32 protein-coding genes are annotated in these 18,978 nt (G+C 39.6%); 1 reads left to right on the top strand and 31 read right to left on the bottom strand.

All coding sequences use genetic code 11. The annotated features are described in order from the left end of the window. Positions 1 to 351: 351 nt before the first annotated feature. The 8 genes from BM000_RS14050 to BM000_RS14085 all read right to left on the bottom strand — a co-directional run bounded on the left by BM000_RS14050 (position 352) and on the right by BM000_RS14085 (position 5,796). The gene (locus BM000_RS14050; RefSeq protein WP_091499693.1) at positions 352 to 687 is read right to left on the bottom strand and encodes a hypothetical protein; all 336 of its coding nucleotides are present in this window, start codon (positions 685 to 687) and stop codon (positions 352 to 354) included. A 117-nt stretch (positions 688 to 804) separates the two neighbouring features. Then, positions 805 to 1,251: a hypothetical protein gene (locus BM000_RS14055; RefSeq protein ID WP_091499695.1), complete on the bottom strand. Its 447-nt coding sequence runs from the start codon at positions 1,249 to 1,251 to the stop codon at positions 805 to 807. A gap of 247 nt (positions 1,252 to 1,498) precedes the next feature. Further along, positions 1,499 to 1,891 carry a 30S ribosomal protein S9 gene (gene rpsI / locus BM000_RS14060; protein WP_091499697.1) on the bottom strand — a complete coding sequence of 131 codons (393 nt, stop codon included), beginning with the start codon at positions 1,889 to 1,891 and terminating at the stop codon, positions 1,499 to 1,501. Between the two features lie 20 nt (positions 1,892 to 1,911). Then, positions 1,912 to 2,349, bottom strand: coding sequence for a 50S ribosomal protein L13 (gene rplM / locus BM000_RS14065; RefSeq protein ID WP_091499699.1), 438 nt, complete (start codon positions 2,347 to 2,349; stop codon positions 1,912 to 1,914). A 193-nt stretch (positions 2,350 to 2,542) separates the two neighbouring features. Beyond that, on the bottom strand, positions 2,543 to 3,295 hold the full coding sequence (gene truA, locus BM000_RS14070) for a tRNA pseudouridine(38-40) synthase TruA (RefSeq protein WP_091499700.1): 753 nt from the start codon (positions 3,293 to 3,295) through the stop codon (positions 2,543 to 2,545). Between the two features lie 23 nt (positions 3,296 to 3,318). Next, on the bottom strand, positions 3,319 to 4,113 hold the full coding sequence (locus tag BM000_RS14075; protein ID WP_091499702.1) for an energy-coupling factor transporter transmembrane component T family protein: 795 nt from the start codon (positions 4,111 to 4,113) through the stop codon (positions 3,319 to 3,321). Then, on the bottom strand, positions 4,106 to 4,981 hold the full coding sequence (locus BM000_RS14080) for an energy-coupling factor ABC transporter ATP-binding protein (RefSeq protein WP_091499703.1): 876 nt from the start codon (positions 4,979 to 4,981) through the stop codon (positions 4,106 to 4,108). The genes BM000_RS14075 and BM000_RS14080 overlap by 8 nt, the downstream gene beginning before the upstream one ends. Continuing rightward, entirely contained in the window at positions 4,957 to 5,796 is an 840-nt protein-coding gene (locus BM000_RS14085; protein ID WP_091499705.1) for an energy-coupling factor ABC transporter ATP-binding protein, read from the bottom strand. Before BM000_RS14085 ends, BM000_RS14080 begins: the two co-directional genes overlap by 25 nt. Before the next feature lie 436 nt (positions 5,797 to 6,232). On the opposite strand from BM000_RS14085, the gene BM000_RS14090 reads away from it, so the two are divergent. Further along, positions 6,233 to 7,360 carry a CAP domain-containing protein gene (locus tag BM000_RS14090; protein WP_091499707.1) on the top strand — a complete coding sequence of 376 codons (1,128 nt, stop codon included), beginning with the start codon at positions 6,233 to 6,235 and terminating at the stop codon, positions 7,358 to 7,360. A gap of 139 nt (positions 7,361 to 7,499) precedes the next feature. On the opposite strand, the gene BM000_RS14095 is transcribed toward BM000_RS14090, so the two are convergent. The 23 genes from BM000_RS14095 to rplP all read right to left on the bottom strand — a co-directional run bounded on the left by BM000_RS14095 (position 7,500) and on the right by rplP (position 18,971). Beyond that, the gene (locus BM000_RS14095; protein WP_091499708.1) at positions 7,500 to 8,045 is read right to left on the bottom strand and encodes a hypothetical protein; all 546 of its coding nucleotides are present in this window, start codon (positions 8,043 to 8,045) and stop codon (positions 7,500 to 7,502) included. Between the two features lie 377 nt (positions 8,046 to 8,422). Next, positions 8,423 to 8,776, bottom strand: coding sequence for a 50S ribosomal protein L17 (gene rplQ, locus BM000_RS14100; protein WP_091499710.1), 354 nt, complete (start codon positions 8,774 to 8,776; stop codon positions 8,423 to 8,425). 43 nt (positions 8,777 to 8,819) lie between these two features. Further along, positions 8,820 to 9,764 (bottom strand): DNA-directed RNA polymerase subunit alpha, encoded by a 945-nt coding sequence (locus tag BM000_RS14105; RefSeq protein WP_091499712.1) that lies wholly within the window; start codon positions 9,762 to 9,764, stop codon positions 8,820 to 8,822. A 236-nt stretch (positions 9,765 to 10,000) separates the two neighbouring features. Continuing rightward, positions 10,001 to 10,390, bottom strand: a complete 390-nt coding sequence (gene rpsK / locus BM000_RS14110) for a 30S ribosomal protein S11 (protein ID WP_091499713.1) — start codon at positions 10,388 to 10,390, stop codon at positions 10,001 to 10,003. A 25-nt stretch (positions 10,391 to 10,415) separates the two neighbouring features. Then, a complete protein-coding gene (rpsM, locus tag BM000_RS14115; RefSeq protein ID WP_091499715.1) occupies positions 10,416 to 10,781 on the bottom strand; it encodes a 30S ribosomal protein S13 in 366 nt (121 codons plus the stop codon). A gap of 24 nt (positions 10,782 to 10,805) precedes the next feature. Further along, complete coding sequence (rpmJ, locus tag BM000_RS14120; protein WP_017473641.1) at positions 10,806 to 10,919, bottom strand: 50S ribosomal protein L36; 114 nt, start codon at positions 10,917 to 10,919, stop codon at positions 10,806 to 10,808. Between the two features lie 33 nt (positions 10,920 to 10,952). Then, a complete protein-coding gene (gene infA / locus BM000_RS14125; RefSeq protein WP_003464670.1) occupies positions 10,953 to 11,171 on the bottom strand; it encodes a translation initiation factor IF-1 in 219 nt (72 codons plus the stop codon). After that, on the bottom strand, positions 11,149 to 11,484 hold the full coding sequence (locus BM000_RS14130; RefSeq protein WP_091499717.1) for a KOW domain-containing RNA-binding protein: 336 nt from the start codon (positions 11,482 to 11,484) through the stop codon (positions 11,149 to 11,151). The genes infA and BM000_RS14130 overlap by 23 nt, the downstream gene beginning before the upstream one ends. Positions 11,485 to 11,852: 368 nt before the next feature. After that, the gene (locus BM000_RS14135; protein ID WP_091499719.1) at positions 11,853 to 12,503 is read right to left on the bottom strand and encodes an adenylate kinase; all 651 of its coding nucleotides are present in this window, start codon (positions 12,501 to 12,503) and stop codon (positions 11,853 to 11,855) included. Between the two features lie 51 nt (positions 12,504 to 12,554). Next, the gene (secY, locus tag BM000_RS14140; protein WP_091499720.1) at positions 12,555 to 13,850 is read right to left on the bottom strand and encodes a preprotein translocase subunit SecY; all 1,296 of its coding nucleotides are present in this window, start codon (positions 13,848 to 13,850) and stop codon (positions 12,555 to 12,557) included. Beyond that, a complete protein-coding gene (gene rplO, locus BM000_RS14145; protein WP_091499722.1) occupies positions 13,850 to 14,287 on the bottom strand; it encodes a 50S ribosomal protein L15 in 438 nt (145 codons plus the stop codon). Before rplO ends, secY begins: the two co-directional genes overlap by 1 nt. 29 nt (positions 14,288 to 14,316) lie before the next feature. Next, the gene (rpmD, locus tag BM000_RS14150) at positions 14,317 to 14,499 is read right to left on the bottom strand and encodes a 50S ribosomal protein L30 (RefSeq protein ID WP_091499723.1); all 183 of its coding nucleotides are present in this window, start codon (positions 14,497 to 14,499) and stop codon (positions 14,317 to 14,319) included. Positions 14,500 to 14,512: 13 nt separating this feature from the next. Further along, on the bottom strand, positions 14,513 to 15,016 hold the full coding sequence (gene rpsE, locus BM000_RS14155) for a 30S ribosomal protein S5 (protein ID WP_091499725.1): 504 nt from the start codon (positions 15,014 to 15,016) through the stop codon (positions 14,513 to 14,515). Positions 15,017 to 15,037: 21 nt separating this feature from the next. Continuing rightward, complete coding sequence (rplR, locus tag BM000_RS14160) at positions 15,038 to 15,400, bottom strand: 50S ribosomal protein L18 (RefSeq protein ID WP_091499726.1); 363 nt, start codon at positions 15,398 to 15,400, stop codon at positions 15,038 to 15,040. Between the two features lie 57 nt (positions 15,401 to 15,457). Further along, entirely contained in the window at positions 15,458 to 15,994 is a 537-nt protein-coding gene (rplF, locus tag BM000_RS14165; protein WP_091499728.1) for a 50S ribosomal protein L6, read from the bottom strand. 33 nt (positions 15,995 to 16,027) lie between these two features. Continuing rightward, on the bottom strand, positions 16,028 to 16,426 hold the full coding sequence (gene rpsH, locus BM000_RS14170) for a 30S ribosomal protein S8 (RefSeq protein WP_091499730.1): 399 nt from the start codon (positions 16,424 to 16,426) through the stop codon (positions 16,028 to 16,030). A 29-nt stretch (positions 16,427 to 16,455) separates the two neighbouring features. Further along, positions 16,456 to 16,641 carry a 30S ribosomal protein S14 gene (rpsN, locus tag BM000_RS14175; RefSeq protein ID WP_091499731.1) on the bottom strand — a complete coding sequence of 62 codons (186 nt, stop codon included), beginning with the start codon at positions 16,639 to 16,641 and terminating at the stop codon, positions 16,456 to 16,458. Between the two features lie 27 nt (positions 16,642 to 16,668). Beyond that, the gene (gene rplE / locus BM000_RS14180; RefSeq protein ID WP_091499733.1) at positions 16,669 to 17,208 is read right to left on the bottom strand and encodes a 50S ribosomal protein L5; all 540 of its coding nucleotides are present in this window, start codon (positions 17,206 to 17,208) and stop codon (positions 16,669 to 16,671) included. A gap of 26 nt (positions 17,209 to 17,234) precedes the next feature. Continuing rightward, positions 17,235 to 17,546 carry a 50S ribosomal protein L24 gene (gene rplX, locus BM000_RS14185; protein ID WP_091499735.1) on the bottom strand — a complete coding sequence of 104 codons (312 nt, stop codon included), beginning with the start codon at positions 17,544 to 17,546 and terminating at the stop codon, positions 17,235 to 17,237. Positions 17,547 to 17,637: 91 nt separating this feature from the next. Beyond that, positions 17,638 to 18,006, bottom strand: coding sequence for a 50S ribosomal protein L14 (gene rplN, locus BM000_RS14190; RefSeq protein WP_067842452.1), 369 nt, complete (start codon positions 18,004 to 18,006; stop codon positions 17,638 to 17,640). A 50-nt stretch (positions 18,007 to 18,056) separates the two neighbouring features. Then, positions 18,057 to 18,320, bottom strand: a complete 264-nt coding sequence (gene rpsQ / locus BM000_RS14195) for a 30S ribosomal protein S17 (protein WP_091499736.1) — start codon at positions 18,318 to 18,320, stop codon at positions 18,057 to 18,059. A gap of 26 nt (positions 18,321 to 18,346) precedes the next feature. After that, the gene (gene rpmC / locus BM000_RS14200; RefSeq protein WP_017473656.1) at positions 18,347 to 18,547 is read right to left on the bottom strand and encodes a 50S ribosomal protein L29; all 201 of its coding nucleotides are present in this window, start codon (positions 18,545 to 18,547) and stop codon (positions 18,347 to 18,349) included. After that, a complete protein-coding gene (gene rplP, locus BM000_RS14205) occupies positions 18,537 to 18,971 on the bottom strand; it encodes a 50S ribosomal protein L16 (protein ID WP_091499738.1) in 435 nt (144 codons plus the stop codon). Before rplP ends, rpmC begins: the two co-directional genes overlap by 11 nt. Positions 18,972 to 18,978 lie beyond the last annotated feature (7 nt).

Below are 18,978 nucleotides of genomic sequence, written 5' to 3' on the forward strand. Positions count from 1 at the left end.
CCATTTACTCTATATTTTCTTACTTTATGCTTTTGTTAACATTTTATCTGTACTGAATATTTATTTAGTACGTAAAGAGGTTATCGTGCTCAACATGGTTGCTAGACAGGATAAGGGAAGAATTAGATCAATCGCAATACCCTAAACAAAAGATTAGAGTAAGCTATTGTAGCTGTTGTCGATAAAGAGATAATTAAATGACATCATTAAGCATCAGCTCAGTAAATTCTTTAACGACATTCATGCAAGTGTTATTAAACCTTACTATACAAAAGTAACCCGAATGTTAGATTTCACTCTAACATTCGGGTCACAGTACCATTAGGGCAAGATTTTATTTATCCTTAACTGCTATAGTTTACCTTGATATAAATGACCATTTTCATTAACGAAACCTAGCCTATATGCTTTTTCAATATAACTCATCGTTTTTGACTCCATGTCATAATTATTATGGGTTTTTAAATGCGCCTTACTATGATCTCTTACCCATTGATCTACCTCTCTTGCTAATGATTTATTAACAACTTCCTCTTTTTCAAGGATTTCTTCGAAATCCTTGAAACTAACCTTATTATTAGTATAGTTCCTATTACCTTCACTTTGCCCTTTTACATGAGCAACAACTGTTAATCTAGAATAGGCTTGAAAAGAACTTAATTGGTTTGAGCTGAAATTACTAATCATGAATATCAATCCCTTTCAAATTATTACTGATATCTATATCTGATTGCATAGGCACAGTGTTTTTGGTTGTATAACTTGTAGGCCAATCAATATTAAAGCTTCGAGTTATTGAACGTGTTACATCAATGGGGCGATGAATATCCCTTGCAAAGAGTCTGACTTCCCTATATTTTCATTTTCAAAGTAGCTTAACGGAATGGCTTTATAATAAATGAAACCTGTGACAAGATTTCCTGGTCCAAGTATATCTTCTCTAGGTAAAGGCTCATAAATTTCATTTGTAATATCAACATCATCTACAAATACTCTAAGTGAATTTCTTAAAATAAAGCCCTCTATATAAATAGCTAATATTACTTCATTTCCACTTGCAGTATAACCAGTATTTAAAAACTCTGATTCAGGATAATGCCATTGATAGTTATCACCGTCAGAAGTAATTGCGGCAATATTAAGATATGTTAAAGGCGGTGCTTCTTGAGCAAATGTGACATTAGGCAAAATAAATAAGGTGGCTACTAGTCCAATTAAAACAGAAATAACGGATATCTTTTTCGTTCTCATAAAAAAACTCCATTTTTTAGTTGTTTTAATTGTGACAAATATGGTAATTAAGTCAACCGTTATTATTTAATTTGTAAAAAAATATAATATAATAGCGTTATACTTGTTAAACTATTGATTAAGCGTGGGCTCTACTTGTTTTTGAGTTGTGCATTACTTAAATAATGGTATAAGAATATAATACTGCGAAAAACCCTCCCTGCTCCATAAGAGCAAAGAGGGCAATCCCTTGTGAATATATAGTTGATTAACGTTTTGAGAACTGAGGAGCTCTACGTGCGCCTTTAAGACCGTATTTTTTACGTTCCTTCATACGTGCGTCACGCGTTAAGAATCCAGCGCGTTTTAATGTTGCGCGGTATTCTGGATCTGCTTCTAACAATGCACGTGCTACTCCGTGACGGATTGCACCCGCTTGTCCAGTGAAGCCACCACCATGTACGTTTACTAATACATCGTAGCTGCCTTCTGTTTCAGTTGAAACTAAAGGTTGTTTGATAATTGTACGTAAAGTTTCGTATGGGAAGTAGTCTTCCGCATCGCGAGTATTTACAGTGATACGTCCAGTTCCTGGTACTAAACGTACACGAGCTGTTGAGCTTTTACGGCGTCCGGTACCGTAGTATTGTACTTGTGCCACTATTCGTTACCTCCTTTAAATTATCCGCGAAGTTCGTAAACTTCTGGTTTTTGAGCTTGATGTGTGTGTTCTGCGCCACGGAATACGTGTAATTTTTTCGCCATTTTACGACCAAGGCTACCTTTTGGAAGCATACCTTTTATCGTTGTTTCTAGCATTGTTTCTGAATATTTCTCACGCATTTCACCAGCTGTACGTCCTTTAAGACCACCTGGGTGATGTGAGTGACGATAATAGATCTTATCGCTTAATTTCTTACCTGTTAATTCAATTTTTTCTGCATTAATAATGATAACATAGTCACCAGTATCAACATGTGGTGTAAAAGTCGGTTTATGCTTGCCACGTAGGATGGCAGCCACTTCACTTGATAAGCGTCCAAGTGTTTGACCTTCAGCATCAACTACTAGCCATTTGCGTTCAATGTTAGCTTCATTTGCCATGAAAGTTGTGCGCATGTTTATTACCCTCCTGTATTGAAAAATCCTTAATGTTTTGTTCATTTAAATTTGGTTTGATCTTATATTCTACACAATTAACTTTCCGGGGCTAATCGTGGTATAGAAATAAAATGCCATAGACCATCTTATAACAAATAGCGCCTAAAGTCAACAGCTGTTCACCCGGTTGCGTTGTTTTTTTGAAAAAAATTTAAACTTTATCACCTGGATAGCCAACTTTTTCTAAATAGAGCCCGTGCGCAGGGGCTGTTTTGCCAAGATCCGATCGCTTTAAGTGCTCAAAGCTTGTTAAGATTGTCTCTGGCTTCCGTTCTGCTAGTCCAACTTCAACTAAGGTTCCGACCATAATGCGCACCATATTATACAGAAAGCCACTGCCAGTAAAGGTGAAAACAACATAATCGCCTTGTTGCTCACATTTCGCCTGATAAATCGTCCGTACCTTACTTCCTTTGACCTGACTGTTTGCCGCACAGTAAGCAGTAAAGTCGTGCTGACCCTCAAGCAAGTGACAGCCGTTAGCGATTAAGGCTAGATCAAGTGGCCGGCGAATGTGATAGCTGTAATGACGCTCAAATGGATTGGCATCAGCGCCATTCCAAATAACATACTTGTACGTTTTCTCGATAACATCGTATCGCGCATGGAAATCTTCACTGACCTGCTTGATCTCAACAATAACAATATCGTCCGGCAGTAGCGCGTTGAGAGCCAACTTCCATTTGCTATTTGCAATTGCTAAGCTTGAATTAAAATGAAACGTTTGCCCGTTGGCATGCACGCCTGCATCTGTTCGCCCTGATGCGGTGATCTTAACAGCTGCTCCTTTATGAAGCTGTTGTAAGGCCGCTTCAATGGTTGATTGGATCGTCATCTGATTGGGCTGAACCTGATAGCCAGCATACCTAGTGCCATCATATTTAACAGTAGCTAAATACCGCATTGTTGTAACTCCTTTTACCTTATCTAATATCTAAAAAAGAATAGGCCTGCAATAACCAAGGCAAATGCAAGCATGGCCAACCAATCGCGCTTCACAATAACAAGCTCTCGTAATCGTGTTCGGCCCTCTCCGCCTTGATAGCCCCTTGCCTCCATCGCCATTGCTAACTCTTCCGCTCGCTTAAAGGCGCTAACGAATAAGGGCACGAGCAGTGGTACAACAGCTTGAATACGATCCTTTAAAGGACCTGTCCGAAAATCGACCCCTCTTGAAGCCTGTGCCTTTGAGATCTTTTCGGTTTCCTGCATGAGCGTGGGAATGAACCGTAAAGAAATTGACATCATCAAGGCCAGCTCATGAACGGGAAACTTGATTTTTTTTAATGGATTTAATAATGTCTCAATTGCATCAGTAATCTCGATCGGGGTTGTCGTCAAGGTTAGCAGTGATGTAAATAAAATCAGCAAAAAGAACCGTAAAGAAATAGCGACACCTTGAATTAACGCGCCCGAATAAATCTGAAACCCAAATAGTTCAACTAGAACGGTCCCTTCATTGGTCACAAACAAATGCAGGATAAAGGTAAAGATAATTAAAAACCAAACTGGCGATAAGCCTTTGGCAATAAACCTTAAGGGAATTTGCGTAAGGAGCGCACTTGCGACGGCAAATACCGTTAACCAGGCATAGCTTAAGGTATTGTTAGCAAAAAAGACAAAGACAACAAAGCAAAAGATCATCACGATCTTTGCTCTGGGATCGAGACGATGAACGACCGAGTTTGCCGGAACATATTGCCCGATAATAATACTACTCATCCGTCGGTTCCTCCTTCCTCAGGAGCTTGTTAATCTCTTCAGCCAGCTCTTGCTCAGTTTGGCCTTGATAGCTCAGATTTTGCTTAAACAGCTCATTGAAATCCTGAATAAATTGAATCACTTCTGGCACATCAAGCTGAACCTTCTGGAGCGCTTCATTTTGAACAAAAATCTCGCTTGGTTTGCCTTCCATATATTTTTCACCATGATCCAGAATAATAACATGATCAGCGTATTTAAGCGCGTCCTCCATACTATGGGTAACAAGGATGGTTGTTAGACCTTTCCGCTTATGTAAATCAAGAAACATGTCCATTACTTCCTGTTGCCCACGCGGGTCTAGCCCGGCGGTTGGTTCATCCAGCACAAGCACTTTCGGGTCCATCGCGAGTACACCTGCAATCGCAACACGACGCATTTGACCCCCACTCAGATCAAAGGGTGAACGCTCGAGTAAATCAGGTGAAAGATTAACGGCTTTTAACACGTCAGGAATGCGCCTTTCAATCTCCTCATCACTTACACCGAAATTTCTTGGACCAAAGGCAATATCTTTCTTAATCGTTTCTTCAAATAATTGGTGTTCGGGATATTGAAAAACAACCCCGACCTGCCTGCGTAAATCCTTGATATTTGCCGTTTTAGCGCCTGCTTGATGCTGAAAGCCACCAATCTTGATAGCACCAGCGGTTGGCCTTAACAGACCATTTAGATGCTGTATCAAGGTGGACTTACCTGAACCCGTGTGTCCGACAATCGCCACATAAGATCCCGATTTAATTGAGAATGAAAGGTTTTTTAAGGCTTGGTGAGAGAATGGGCTATTTGGTTGATAAGTATAACTTACTTCGTTGAATTGTATGTCCATAATGCATCCAATAGCTCCTTCTGATTTAATGGCTCCTGCGACCATGCTTGGTCAACCAGCTGCAATTGATTAGCTAGCTTAGCAACGAACGGTACGTCTAAGCCAATTTCTCTTAGTACATTTTCCCGGGTAAACAGATCACGTGGCTCGGTTTCTAACCAGACCTGCCCCTCATTCATAACAATGACCCGATCAGCTTGGATAATCTCATTTAAATCATGTGTGATGGTGACAAGATTAAGGTCATGCTCAGCTCTAACATCATTTACCGTCGCCATGATCTCTTTGCGCCCCTTTGGATCAAGCATCGCCGTTGCCTCATCTAAAATAATCACATCTGGCTGAATGACCAGTACGCCCGCAATGGCAACACGTTGCTTTTGCCCGCCTGAAAGACGATGTGGCTCATGCAATGTATATTCGGACATGCGCACTGATTTAAGACTATTCGCTATGCGCTCAACCATTACCTCGCGTGGTTCGCCCCGATTTTCTAAACCAAAGGCAACATCATCCCTTACTGTGGTCCCAACAAATTGGTTATCTGGGTTTTGAAATACCATCCCGACCTTTTTCCGTACATCCCAAACTGTCTCTGCATTGACTGTTATCCCATGAACAACAATTTCGCCTTGATCGGGAAATAATAAGCCATTAATTAGCTTCGCGATTGTTGATTTACCAGACCCGTTATGACCAATAATCGCTACCCATTGGTCGGAGTCAATGGTGAAACTAACATCCTTCAACACCCACGGTTCATCATCCGCATAACGGAATGATACATTATTAAACACTATTTGCTGCCTAGACATCATTATTCCCCCATCAAGCGACATTTTATTTCCCAGGAAATGAATGCTCTGAAATAAAATAGCTTTAGTACTTATCTAAATGCTTATTTTACCACATCTTATTGTAATTCAACAGGAAACAACGTCTTAATATCATCAGATTATTCTCCACTTCTAGATAGCTCTCCCAAAATGGCGTATTGCCTTTTGTTTTCTTGACGATTATCCGTACCTAAGTCTTGTTGCTCCTTCAAAAAAGCAACATTGTTTATGCGTTATGTTCCTATAAAGTTACAGAAAGCTTTTAACGACAGTGTAATATAGCTACTAGAAACGATAGACTATGCCCCTTCATAAGAATAGCTCAAAATTAAAGTAATCCGTTTCCTTGACTTAAAGTTATCTATATAGGTTAAAATGGTAGAGTGCGATCCGTAGAGGTACGAGGAGGGGTGACTTGAAAGCATTAAAAGGTTTGTTAGTTCTACTTATTATTACGGGGCTGTTATGGTACGTCTATGAAGAGGATTATCATAATAGTGGTATGGCAGGTGTATGGGGAGAAGTGAAACAAGACGCTCAAAATATTCGTAACAGTGAACCTGTCCAAGCCTCTATTACTTTTATATCAAATTCAATGGCATTTATGACTGATTTCCTTTCCGGATCCTCTAGTGAGGAATACGAAGCACCAAGCATCCCTAGTCCAGATTTAGCTGAACCGAATAATCAATCGTTCTCAGTTCACAATATTGAAATAACCGATAGTATAGAGGATGTAGAAGAAGTAGTTGGTGAACTACCTGCTAGGGTTATCCAAAATGAATACGAAACAGAGTGGCACATCTATCATCAACAGTATCAGAATTTTTTCATGGTTGCCTATGACGATAATGATCAGGTCTTTGGTTTGTATACGAATCAAGACTTACTAAGGTCAAATGAAGGGATATCTATTGAAGCAACCAAGTCTGAGGTTAGAGCAGTATATGGTGACCCTATTGACTTTATTCAGAAAGGAAATATTCGTTATCAAGTGAATAACGATCAAGAATATGACACTTTCAAACTAGATAACAACTATGTGACGTTCTTCTATGATCTACATCAAAACGAACAGATCACTGCTGTACAAATTATTTCTAAAGAAATGGAGCATCGTAAACAGGGATTTTTTGGCGAGAAGAGTGATGAACTGGTTGAGGGTTTAGCCTATCAATTATTCGATTTAACTAATGCTACCCGTGCTAAATTTGAACTACCACTGCTCGATTGGCATCAACCTGCTCAGACTACCGTCCGTCAGCATAGTTTAGATATGGCCGAGAACAATTATTTTAGCCATACCAACTTAGCAGGCCTTTCGCCGTTCGACAGACTAGCTCGTGATGACGTTTCTTATAAAATGGCAGGCGAAAATATAGCAACAGGGCAGCCTAGCAGTGTTTATGCGCATCATGGTTTAATGAATTCTGAAGGACACCGCCAAAATATTCTCAATAGTGATTTTCGCTTAATGACTGTCGGCGTTGCCGTCAGACAAGATGGCCAGCCTTTTTATACAGAAAATTATATTACCCAATAATTGAGCGGGAATGACGGTGCAGTCATTCCCCGTAATCTCAATCGCAATACCCTACTGTGATTACACAATTTCTCCATTTGACTATTCAAATATCGCATGTGGTTATTCAGCACTCGTATTTCGACAATTAGCAGAATTATTAATTATAATCATATAGACCAACAAATTGCGAGATAATATCTTTTTCGCTATCAGCAATTAATAAATTAAAACCAGAGATATGCTCTTCAATCAGTTCCACATCGCTTCTCGCTAAGTCTATCAGTTGAGTAAAAGTAACCTGATATTTTGTATTATAGTCTGATGGTTTTTCAGCAATAATTGCATCACTATGTGTTTCCCTAAGCGTTTCTACAACATTTTCATGATACTCAAGGATAAAATGCATCTCTTGATTACCAGTTGTTAGTATCTCATAAATTTCTGTGTCAATCTCATAATTCATATCAAAAAAGAGCTGACTCTTTTCTTTTGAATAATTCATATTAAAATTTGTAATAATGAATTTGGGCGGTACCAGTTTTTCCTCTAATGAAATAGTTTGGAGTGTTAATTCTTCGTTCCCCTGATTTGTGTTTAACTGATCCTTACCCTCAATTTCATTTAGGTCACTTCCATTGTTTGAATTACAGCCAGTTAAAACTAAACTAATTAGAAATAGTGTTATCACAATACGCTTTCTCATTATCTTCTCCTTTAGAAAGGTAAATAAGCTAGTAAGCCCTCCTCAGTGATTGTTATTCAATAAATTAAGTTAACAAGACCAAGCTTAGGACATGATCACGGTGTAATGAGGTCACGCTTAACACTTCCTTTGCAATTAATGCACTAATTCTATATGTAAGAATATTAAAAGTAAATAAGTTTCAATCGACAAATACTTACAAATGCAGATGACTCTTTTCTTTCGTAAATATGTAAAAACGATATAGAGCCGATACGTATTATAATCTATCTAATGCATTTAAAATTATTTTTTTGCATTTAGACAACAAAAAAAGGGCTTGGATTCACCTCTATAGAGAGACTTGATCCTGCCCTTCATTCTATTTAATTATTAAGTTAGACTAACTCAATAATCGCCATCTTAGCTCCGTCACCACGACGTGGTCCAAGCTTTAAGACACGTGTGTAACCACCTTGGCGGTCTTCATAACGTGTAGCGATATCGTTGAAAAGTTTTTGAACTGCATCTTCTGTTTCGCTAGCTTCTTTTCTGTAAAGAAATGCTGCTGCTTGACGGCGAGCATGAAGGTCACCACGTTTACCTAGTGTAATCATTTTCTCAACTGAAGAACGTAAGTCCTTAGCTTTTGCTTCAGTTGTTTCTAAGCGTTCATGAATAATCAAGTCAGTTGCAAGGTTTCTTAACAATGCGTTACGAGCATCTGTTGTTCTTCCTAGTTTTCTAGCCATCGATTATCCCTCCTTTTCCATAAATCTCTCAAGGTATGCACGACTAATCTTCTTTACGTAAACCAAGTCCTAAATCAATAAGCTTGTGCTTTACTTCTTCAAGCGATTTGCGACCTAGATTACGTACTTTCATCATGTCGTCTTCTGATTTATTTGCTAGCTCTTGTACGGTATTAATACCAGCACGCTTTAAGCAATTATAAGAGCGTACAGATAAATCAAGTTCTTCTATTGTCATTTCTAATACTTTTTCTTTTTGGTCTTCTTCTTTCTCAATCATGATTTCAGCATTTTGTGCTTCATCAGTTAGACCAACAAAGATGTTTAAGTGCTCAGTAAAAATTTTCGCACCTAAAGAAGCAGCTTCTTCTGGGCGAATACTTCCATCTGTCCAAACATCAAAGGTTAGTTTATCAAAGTTTGTCATTTGACCTACACGTGTATTCTCCACTTGGAAGGTAGCACGTGATACTGGTGTGAAGATCGAATCAACTGGAATAACACCAATTGGTTGATCATCATGATTATTAGCGTCGGCTGGACGGTAACCACGACCACGCTCAGCAGTCATTTTCATACGTAATGTAGCGTTGCTTCCTAATGTGGCGATATGTAAATCCGGATTAAGGATCTCCACATCACTATCATAAGTAATATCCGCAGCGGTAACAACACCCTCACCTTGAACATCAATTTCTAGCGTTTTCTCTTCTTCGGAATAGATTTTCAACGCTAGTTTCTTAAGGTTCAAAATAATGTTGGTTACATCTTCAACAACGCCTTTAATTGTCGAGAACTCATGAAGTGCGCCATCAATTTGTACAGATGTTACAGCAGCACCAGGAAGTGAGGATAATAGAATACGACGCAAGGAGTTTCCTAGTGTAGTCCCATATCCACGTTCTAGTGGTTCTACTACGAACTTTCCAAAAGTAGCATCATCATTGATTTCTACAATTTCGATCTTCGGCTTTTCAATTTCGATCATTTATAAACCCTCCTTTGAACGTCGAAACCCCGGCTAGACTCTTGTCTAACCGAAATTCCTCAGGTAGGCAGTTCCCGTTCTGCACTATCTTCTATTCGTATAATTATTGTCTGTCTGTTTCGATGCTGGTTCTAGAATGGTTAACATAAGGCCTTGAATCACTCTACCTTAAAACGTTCTACTTTAAGCGATCATCATCCATTATAGACATGCTGACAAATTCTATACGGATAAAATTATACACGACGACGTTTTGGTGGGCGACAGCCATTGTGAGGAACTGGTGTCACATCAACAATAGCAGTAACTTCTAAGCCAGTTGCCTGTAGTGAACGAATCGCAGCTTCACGACCAGCACCAGGACCTTTTACCGTTACTTCTAATGTTTTCAAACCATGCTCTTGTGCACTTTTAGCTGCTGCTTCCGCGGCCATTTGCGCTGCAAAAGGCGTTGATTTACGTGAACCCTTGAAACCAAGTGATCCAGCACTGCTCCAGCTAATCGCATTACCTTGAACATCAGTAATGGTTACAATTGTATTGTTAAATGTTGAGCGGATATGTGCAATACCCGTGTCTATATTCTTTTTCACACGTTTTTTACGTGTATTCGTTTTACGAGCCATTAGAATCATAAACCTCCTTTAATGCTTATTTCTTTTTATTAGCGATTGTTTTACTTGGGCCTTTACGTGTCCGCGCGTTGTTCTTGGTTTTTTGACCACGAACTGGTAAACCGCGACGGTGACGCAAGCCTCTGTATGAACCAATCTCAATTAAGCGTTTAATGTTAAGTGATACTTCACGACGAAGATCACCTTCAGTATTGTACTGATCAACTGCTGTACGAATGCGACCTAATTCATCTTCCGTTAAGTCACGCACACGTGTATCTTCAGAAACTCCAGCTTCTTTAAGAATTTCCTGAGCACTTGCCTTACCAATACCGTAGATATACGTTAAAGAAATAACTACACGCTTCTCACGTGGAACATCAATACCTGCTATACGTGCCATGTTAGCCATGCACCTCCTTATTGATTAGCCTTGTTTTTGTTTATGCTTAGGGTTTTCGCAAATTACCATAACTTTACCGTTACGACGAATAACCTTACATTTTTCGCATATTGGTTTTACAGATGGTCTTACCTTCATCATCCATACCTCCTCTGTTATCGGAGCTTATCATTATTTATAACGGTACGTAATACGACCTCTTGTTAAATCATAAGGAGAAAGTTCAACCGTTACTTTGTCTCCAGGCAGAATTCGAATGAAGTGCATACGAATTTTCCCTGAAACATGTGCGAGTACGGTGTGACCATTCTCTAATTCAACTTTGAACATTGCATTCGGTAACGTGTCAGTAACAGTACCTTCTACTTCAATTGCATCGTCTTTCGCCATCGAGTTGATCTCCCTTCTTTAAATTAGTCACTACTTCATTGACAAATTTAGATATAGCAAAACGCAGCTTACCATTTGTAACGCGACCAGTTTCTAGAAGGCTATTTTGAACTTCTGGAGAAATATATGGCGTCGGGTTAATATGATTGAAGCTTTTTTGCTTCGGTTGATCATACTTCCGTTTCTCTCCATCTGCAAGCAGAACAAAACGATCATCGACAATTCTTATAACGATGGCATATTGGCCTGCTTCTCGTCCTTGCAAGATTTGAACAACTTGACCTATCGCGGGACGCGAATCCTTATCATTCAAACATGATCACCTTCATTTAAGCTTTTGTTATCTATCAGCATAACCAAAAAACGTTTAATAAAATCATTTTTTACAAGCTTATATTATACCATGTTTGGTGACAACAGTCCAATCATCCGCAAATAGCTCATGTTTATCCATCATTGCTAGGTACGATACACGACGCCTCATTAACGGGTTACCCAGTTAATTAATTACGTGATCTATTGGAAAGGTGTTCACCTTGTTTTGCTTTAGTGAGACTTGCATGAGATCTAGCCTCGCCACAACCATACGCGATGGTTGCTATATCATTGGTGCAAATACTACCACGAAAAGAAAAACAGCAAAGCTTTCTTAATCGTGGCAAAACTTCGCACAATATTAAATTATTCTAAAGTTTGAAGCTTCTGATCAATATCTTCAAACACTTGCTTAATATCTTGATCACCGTCTACTTTGACAAGGTAGCCTTTATCATGATAGAAATCAAGTAACGGCTGTGCTTGCTTGACGTTAACTTCTAGACGTTTCGAAACTGTTTCTGGACGATCATCTTCACGTTGAATTAATTCTGCACCATCATGATCACATTTTCCTTCAACCTTAGGTGGGTTAAAAATGACATGGTAGGTTGCACCGCAGTCTGGACAAATGCGCCGTCCGGTTAATCGGTCGACTAATTTCTCCTGTGGAACGTCAACATGTAAAACAAATTGTAGTGGTGCATTTAATTCCTGTAACAGGCCTTCTAATGCATCTGCTTGCGCAATTGTTCTTGGGAAACCATCTAACAAGTAGCCATTTTGACAATCTGATTTACTTAATCGTTCGCGTACAATTCCAATTGTTACTTCGTCAGGAACAAGTTCGCCTTGATCCATAAACGATTTTGCCTTTTTACCAAGCTCAGTTCCATCCTTGATTGCGGAACGGAACATATCACCAGTTGAAATATGAGGGATCTGATATTTTTCTACAATCTTTTCAGCCTGAGTACCTTTTCCGGCACCAGGAAGACCCATAAGAATTAAGTTCACTGCAATTCCCCTCGCTCTCAGTTCATTTCAGTCTAACTGTCATCAAATGAATTATTTGATGAAACCTTTATAATGACGTTTAACGAGCTGACTTTCTAGCTGTTTCATCGTCTGTAATGCAACACCAACAACGATCAAGATACTCGTACCACCAATCTGAACCGATTGGGGCAGATTCGCAATGCTACCCAATAGAATTGGGAGAACCGCTACCGCAGCTAAGAATAACGCTCCTACAAAAGTCAGGCGATTTAATACGCGAGTTAAGTAAGTTTCGGTTTTCTTACCTGGACGAATACCTGGAATGTAACCACCTTGCTTCTGTAAATTCTCCGCCATTTGTTCAGGATTTGATTGAACAAATGTATAGAAGAATGAGAAAGCAATAATAAGTGCTACATAAATAACCATGCCAATTGGTTGGGTATAATCAAAAATTGCTTCAATGGTATTGGCAAAGCCACCGTCAAAGAATCCAGCTACCGTTCTTGGTGCCATAATGAACGAAACCGAGAAGATAACAGGGATAACACCAGCTGTATTTACCTTTAATGGTAAATGCGTAGATTGACCACCAACTGTTGAACGATTAACTAATCGCTTTGCATATTGAACAGGGATTTTTCGCGTTGCCTGTTGAATGAATATAACCCCAACTGTGACCGCTAAGACGACAAGTATAATTAACGTAACGATTACAACATTGATAAATAATTCATCACCAACATTGCCACCGAAATATTGCTCATATACTTGGTTAATTGTATTAGGGATGGCAGCGACAATACCTGCAAAGATAATAACTGAAATACCGTTCCCAACACCGTGTGCCGTAATTTGTTCACCTAACCACATTAAGAAAGCCGTTCCCGCTGTCAAAACAATTGCGATGATAATATACTTATCCACGCCAGGATCGGTAATTAGCATGCCGCCAGCCATGGCATTAAAGCCAATTGACATCATGGTCGCTTGAACAAGCGCCAAACCAATTGTAGCATAACGTGTGACTTGAGCTAATTTACGACGTCCTACTTCACCTTGTTTTTTCCACTCGGCAAATTTAGGCACAATGTCCATCTGCAATAACTGCATGATAATTGAGGCGGTAATGTAGGGCATGATTCCCATTGCAAGAATGGAGAAATTCTGTAATGCCCCACCTCCAAATGTGTTCAGAAATCCAAACACATTTTGTTGATCATTCATAAAGCCAATTGCGGTCCGATCAGTAAACGGTACTGGAATGTACGTCCCAATTCGGAAGACAATTAGCATGAGTAATGTAAAAACAATTTTGTTTCGGATGTCCTTTACACGAAAAAAGTTGGAGATTGTCTGGAACATTAGATCACCTCAGTTTGACCGCCCGCTGCCTCAATTGCTTCTTTAGCTGAAGCAGAGAACTTGTGAGCTTTTACAGTAAGTTTCTTTTCAATCGAACCATTGCCAAGAACTTTAATGCCGGCTTTTAACTTGCTAACAAGACCTGTTTCAAGTAAAAGCTCAGGTGTTACTTCTGTACCTTCTTCAAATTTGTTTAATGCTGAAAGGTTGATAACAGCAAATTCTTTACGGTGAATATTTGTAAAACCACGTTTCGGTAATCGTTGGAATAGAGGCATTTGTCCACCTTCGAAGCCTAAACGAACACCACCACCTGAACGTGAATTTTGACCACCGTGGCCACGTCCAGCTGTCTTACCGTTACCAGACGACATTCCACGACCGACACGATTTCGCTCCTTACGAGCTTGTGCTGGTTTCAATTCATGAAGTTTCATGCGAGCACCTCCTCTTTGCGCTAATGTAATTATAATTCTTTAACCGTTACTAAGTGTGACACTTTGTTAATGATACCTCTTACCGCAGGTGTATCTTCACGGACAACGGTTTGATTCATTTTGTTTAAGCCTAATGCTTTAACAGTCTGCTTTTGCGTTTCTGGTCTACCAATAACACTGCGCGTGAGGGTAATTTCTAACTGATTAGCCATTTGATTTCCCTCCTTATCCTAACAGTTCTTCTACTGATTTACCGCGTAATTTTGCAACTTCTTCAGCAGGCTTTAATTCTTTTAAGCCTTGAACCGTTGCACGTACCATGTTAATTGGGTTGTTTGATCCTAATGACTTAGACAGAATATCACCAACACCAGCTAATTCAAGTACAGCACGAACTGGACCGCCAGCGATAACTCCTGTACCTTCTACAGCTGGTTTAATTAAGATGCTACCAGCACCGAAGCGACCTGTAACTTGGTGTGGAACTGTTGTTCCAACAAGTGGTACTTCGATTAAATTCTTCTTAGCGTCATCGATGGCCTTTTTAATCGCATCTGGAACCTCTTGAGCTTTTCCAGTACCGAAACCAACGTGACCATTCTTATCTCCTACGACAACTAAGGCAGCAAAACGGAAGCGACGTCCACCTTTAACTACTTTAGCGACACGGTTAATTGTAACTACGCGTTCTTCTAAATCTAACTTATTCGGGTCGATATGTGTACGCAATCTATGTCCCTCCTTTTACAATTAAAATTCAAGACCTGCCTCACGGGCAGCATCTGCTAATGCTTTAACACGTCCGTGATAGAGGTAACCTCCACGGTCGAACACCACATTCTTGTGGCCATTATCTATTGCACGCTTTGCGATTAATGCTCCAACAACTTTAGCTGCTTCAGTATTTCCAGTGCCTTCTGCGCTGAATTCCTTGTCAACTGTTGATGCGCTTGCTAATGTAACACCATTTACATCATCAATTAATTGTGCGTAAATGTGCTTGCTTGAACGGAATACGTTAAGACGTGGGCGCTCTGCAGTTCCGAAAAGGTTCTTACGGACGCGTAAATGTCTCTTCTTACGTACCACATTTTTATCTGGCTTTGTGATCATCTAGGTCACTCCTTTCTATTCCCCAACTATGCTTGCTTAGTTAAAGATTAACCTACCTTACTTCGCAGTCTTACCTTCTTTACGACGAACATGTTCGCCCTCATAACGGATACCTTTACCTTTGTAAGGCTCTGGTTTACGGATTGCACGGATATTAGCAGCAATAGCACCTACTAATTCTTTATCAATTCCTTTTACCACTACTTTTGTGTTAGCTGGTACTTCAATTTCAATACCTGCTGGTTGTTCGATTTCGACAGGATGTGAATAACCTGCACTAACAATAAGCTTATTACCTTGTTTTTGAGCACGGTAACCAACACCTTGGATTTCGAGTGCTTTTTCATAGCCTTTGTGTACACCTTCAACCATATTTGCGATCAGGCTGCGCGTTGTACCGTGTAAAGCTTTGTGTAATTTATTATCAGACGGTCTAGAAACCGTTACTTCATTACCATCGATGTTAACTGTCATGTCCACGTGAAGTTGACGTGTTAATTCACCTTTCGGCCCTTTAACTGTCACTTTGTTGTTATCATTCTTGATCTCAACACCTTCAGGGATTTCAATAACCTTAAGACCTATACGTGACATCTACATGGCACCTCCTATCTTAATTAAAAATGATTACCAAACGTAAGCAAGAACTTCGCCACCAATAGCTTGTTCGCGTGCTTCTTTGTCCGATAGAATACCTTTAGAAGTTGATACGATTGCGATTCCTAAGCCGTTAAGTACACGTGGTAACTCGCCAGCTTTCGCATATACACGTAATCCTGGTTTACTAATACGTTTTAATCCAGTAATAACACGCTCTTCGTTCACACCATACTTCAAGAAAATACGTAGTACACCTTGTTTATTATCTTCAACGAATTCATAATCGCGAACAAAGCCCTCACGCTTTAAAATATCTGCAATCTCCTTCTTAACTGTTGATGCAGGAAGCTCTAGCTTCTCATGGCGGACCATATTTGCGTTACGAATGCGTGTTAACATATCTGCAATTGGATCTGTCATAACCATTAAATATTACCTCCTTCCCTAATCGGGGTTTACCAGCTTGCTTTTTTGACACCAGGAATCTGACCTTTATAGGCAAGTTCTCGGAAACAAATACGGCAAAGTTTAAATTTACGTATTACAGAGTGTGGACGACCACAACGCTCACAACGTGTGTATTCTTGGACTTTATGTTTTGGTGTCCGTTTTTGCTTTGCAATCATAGATTTTTTAGCCACTATTTTCCCTCCTTGTTTAGCTCTCGCTTATTTTTGGAAAGGCATACCAAGTTGTGTTAATAATTCACGAGCTTCTTCATCAGTGTTAGCAGTTGTAACGATGACGATATCCATACCGCGAACCTTAGTTACTTGGTCGTAATCTACTTCTGGGAAAATCAATTGTTCTTTCACGCCTAATGTATAGTTTCCACGTCCATCAAAGGCTTTGTTTGAAATACCACGGAAATCACGTACACGTGGAAGCGATACATCAACAAGCTTTTGTAAGAATTCATACATACGCTCACCACGAAGGGTTACTTTCGCACCAATTGGCATACCCTCACGTAAACGGAAGCCCGCAATTGATTTCTTAGCCTTCGTAATCAGTGGTTGTTGACCAGAGATAAGCTTCAATTCATCTACAGCACTGTCTAATGCTTTAGAATTTTGAACAGCATCACCAACACCCATATTAATAACAATTTTCTCTACTTTAGGTACTTGCATTACTGAATCATAATTAAATTTTTCTACTAATGATGACACGATGTCATTTTGGTATTTACTCTTTAGAGCGTTCATCTGAGTAGCCCTCCTTTCGTCGCTAATTATTTATCTAACGCTTCACCGGATTTTTTAGCGATACGAACTTTCTTTCCGTCACGTTCTTCAAAACCTACGCGAGTTGGCTCGCCAGATTTCGGATCAATCGGTAATACATTAGAAACATGGATTGGCGCTTCTTGTTCAAGAATACCGCCCTGTGGATTATCTTGAGAAGGCTTCTGGTGTTTCTTAACGATATTAATGCCCTCAACAAGTACACGATCTTTTTTAGGGTAAGCGGCAAGAATGACTCCCTGCTTACCTTTATCTTTTCCAGATAAAACTTGTACTTTGTCACCTTTTTTTACATGCATGCTAGACGCACCTCCTTACAAGGCTTTTCAATTCATACGATATTTTTAAGCGCTAAATGTCTTAGCTGCTTTACACTCTCAAAAAGTAAAACTAGAGTACCTCTGGAGCTAATGAAACAATCTTCATAAACTTAGCATCACGTAATTCACGCGCTACCGGACCAAAGATACGGGTTCCTCTTGGGCTTTTATCGTCACGGATAATAACCGCTGCATTTTCATCAAAGCGAATATATGAACCATCTTTACGACGAACACCAGTTTTGGTGCGTACGATAACAGCTTTAACAACTTCACCTTTTTTGACAACGCCACCAGGTGTTGCTTGTTTCACCGTACATACAATTACGTCACCGATATTAGCAGTTTTACGACCACTTCCGCCTAGAACTTTAATCGTTAAGACTTCACGTGCGCCAGAATTGTCTGCTACTTTTAAACGACTCTCTTGCTGAATCATACTGTTGTTACCTCCCTTCGGAATCAATCCGAGCGAACTTTGCTTTTAAATTAAATAATTACTGCTTCTTCCACTACTTCAACAAGACGGAAGCGTTTTGTTGCTGATAATGGACGAGTTTCCATAATAGATACGATATCACCTGTTTTAGCTGTGTTGTTTTCGTCATGTGCCTTGAATTTCTTAGAGTACTTAACACGCTTACCATATAACGGGTGGAATTTATACGTTTCAACTAATACTGTAATCGTTTTGTCCATTTTGTCAGATACAACGCGACCAGTATAAAGCTTACGGTTATTACGTTCTGTCATTTGAGGCTAACCTCCTCTCGAGTTTACTAGTTATTAACGCTAAGCTCTCTTTCACGAACGACAGTTTTCATACGGGCGATGGATTTACGAACTTCACGAAGACGTGCAGTGTTTTCCAATTGACCTGTAGCTAACTGAAAACGTAGATTGAAAAGCTCTTCTTTTAATGACTTAACTTTCTGTTCAATTTCGGCAGTGGTTAGTTCTCTGATTTCATTAGCCTTCATTGATTTCACCACCAATTTCTTCACGTTTTACAAACTTAGTTTTCACTGGAAGCTTGTGTGATGCAAGACGAAGTGCCTCTCTCGCTACTTCCTCTGGAACTCCAGCGATTTCAAACATAATCTTTCCTGGTTTGACAACGGCTACCCATCCTTCAGGAGCACCTTTACCAGAACCCATCCGAACTTCTAAAGGTTTCTTTGTAAATGGTTTATCAGGGAAGATTTTAATCCAAACTTTCCCACCACGCTTCATGTAACGCGTCATAGCGATACGCGCAGACTCAATTTGACGACTGGTAATCCAAGCAGCTTCTAGAGCTTGCAATCCGAATTCACCGAATGCAACTTCTGTGCCACCTTTTGCTTTACCTTTTAAACTAGTACGGTGTTGCTTACGATGTTTTACACGTTTAGGCATTAACATAATATGT

The organism is Amphibacillus marinus (assembly GCF_900110345.1).
In the GTDB taxonomy this organism is placed as follows: Bacteria; Bacillota; Bacilli; order Bacillales; family Amphibacillaceae; genus Amphibacillus_D; species Amphibacillus_D marinus.

Coding starts and splice junctions, on each gene's coding strand:
- BM000_RS14050 (WP_091499693.1), bottom strand. CDS start 687: ATGATTAGTAATTTCAGCTCAAACCAATTAAGTTCTTTTCAAGCCTAT.
- BM000_RS14055 (WP_091499695.1), bottom strand. CDS start 1,251: ATGAGAACGAAAAAGATATCCGTTATTTCTGTTTTAATTGGACTAGTA.
- rplM (WP_091499699.1), bottom strand. CDS start 2,349: ATGCGCACAACTTTCATGGCAAATGAAGCTAACATTGAACGCAAATGG.
- truA (WP_091499700.1), bottom strand. CDS start 3,295: ATGCGGTATTTAGCTACTGTTAAATATGATGGCACTAGGTATGCTGGC.
- BM000_RS14075 (WP_091499702.1), bottom strand. CDS start 4,113: ATGAGTAGTATTATTATCGGGCAATATGTTCCGGCAAACTCGGTCGTT.
- BM000_RS14080 (WP_091499703.1), bottom strand. CDS start 4,981: ATGGACATACAATTCAACGAAGTAAGTTATACTTATCAACCAAATAGC.
- BM000_RS14085 (WP_091499705.1), bottom strand. CDS start 5,796: ATGTCTAGGCAGCAAATAGTGTTTAATAATGTATCATTCCGTTATGCG.
- BM000_RS14095 (WP_091499708.1), bottom strand. CDS start 8,045: ATGAGAAAGCGTATTGTGATAACACTATTTCTAATTAGTTTAGTTTTA.
- rplQ (WP_091499710.1), bottom strand. CDS start 8,776: ATGGCTAGAAAACTAGGAAGAACAACAGATGCTCGTAACGCATTGTTA.
- BM000_RS14105 (WP_091499712.1), bottom strand. CDS start 9,764: ATGATCGAAATTGAAAAGCCGAAGATCGAAATTGTAGAAATCAATGAT.
- rpsK (WP_091499713.1), bottom strand. CDS start 10,390: ATGGCTCGTAAAACGAATACACGTAAAAAACGTGTGAAAAAGAATATA.
- rpsM (WP_091499715.1), bottom strand. CDS start 10,781: ATGGCACGTATAGCAGGTATTGATGTTCCACGTGAGAAGCGTGTAGTT.
- rpmJ (WP_017473641.1), bottom strand. CDS start 10,919: ATGAAGGTAAGACCATCTGTAAAACCAATATGCGAAAAATGTAAGGTT.
- infA (WP_003464670.1), bottom strand. CDS start 11,171: ATGGCGAAAGACGATGCAATTGAAGTAGAAGGTACTGTTACTGACACG.
- secY (WP_091499720.1), bottom strand. CDS start 13,850: ATGTTCCAGACAATCTCCAACTTTTTTCGTGTAAAGGACATCCGAAAC.
- rplO (WP_091499722.1), bottom strand. CDS start 14,287: ATGAAACTTCATGAATTGAAACCAGCACAAGCTCGTAAGGAGCGAAAT.
- rpmD (WP_091499723.1), bottom strand. CDS start 14,499: ATGGCTAATCAGTTAGAAATTACCCTCACGCGCAGTGTTATTGGTAGA.
- rplR (WP_091499726.1), bottom strand. CDS start 15,400: ATGATCACAAAGCCAGATAAAAATGTGGTACGTAAGAAGAGACATTTA.
- rplF (WP_091499728.1), bottom strand. CDS start 15,994: ATGTCACGTATAGGTCTTAAGGTTATTGAAATCCCTGAAGGTGTTGAG.
- rpsH (WP_091499730.1), bottom strand. CDS start 16,426: ATGGTTATGACAGATCCAATTGCAGATATGTTAACACGCATTCGTAAC.
- rplE (WP_091499733.1), bottom strand. CDS start 17,208: ATGAACGCTCTAAAGAGTAAATACCAAAATGACATCGTGTCATCATTA.
- rplX (WP_091499735.1), bottom strand. CDS start 17,546: ATGCATGTAAAAAAAGGTGACAAAGTACAAGTTTTATCTGGAAAAGAT.
- rplN (WP_067842452.1), bottom strand. CDS start 18,006: ATGATTCAGCAAGAGAGTCGTTTAAAAGTAGCAGACAATTCTGGCGCA.
- rpsQ (WP_091499736.1), bottom strand. CDS start 18,320: ATGACAGAACGTAATAACCGTAAGCTTTATACTGGTCGCGTTGTATCT.
- rpmC (WP_017473656.1), bottom strand. CDS start 18,547: ATGAAGGCTAATGAAATCAGAGAACTAACCACTGCCGAAATTGAACAG.
- rplP (WP_091499738.1), bottom strand. CDS start 18,971: ATGTTAATGCCTAAACGTGTAAAACATCGTAAGCAACACCGTACTAGT.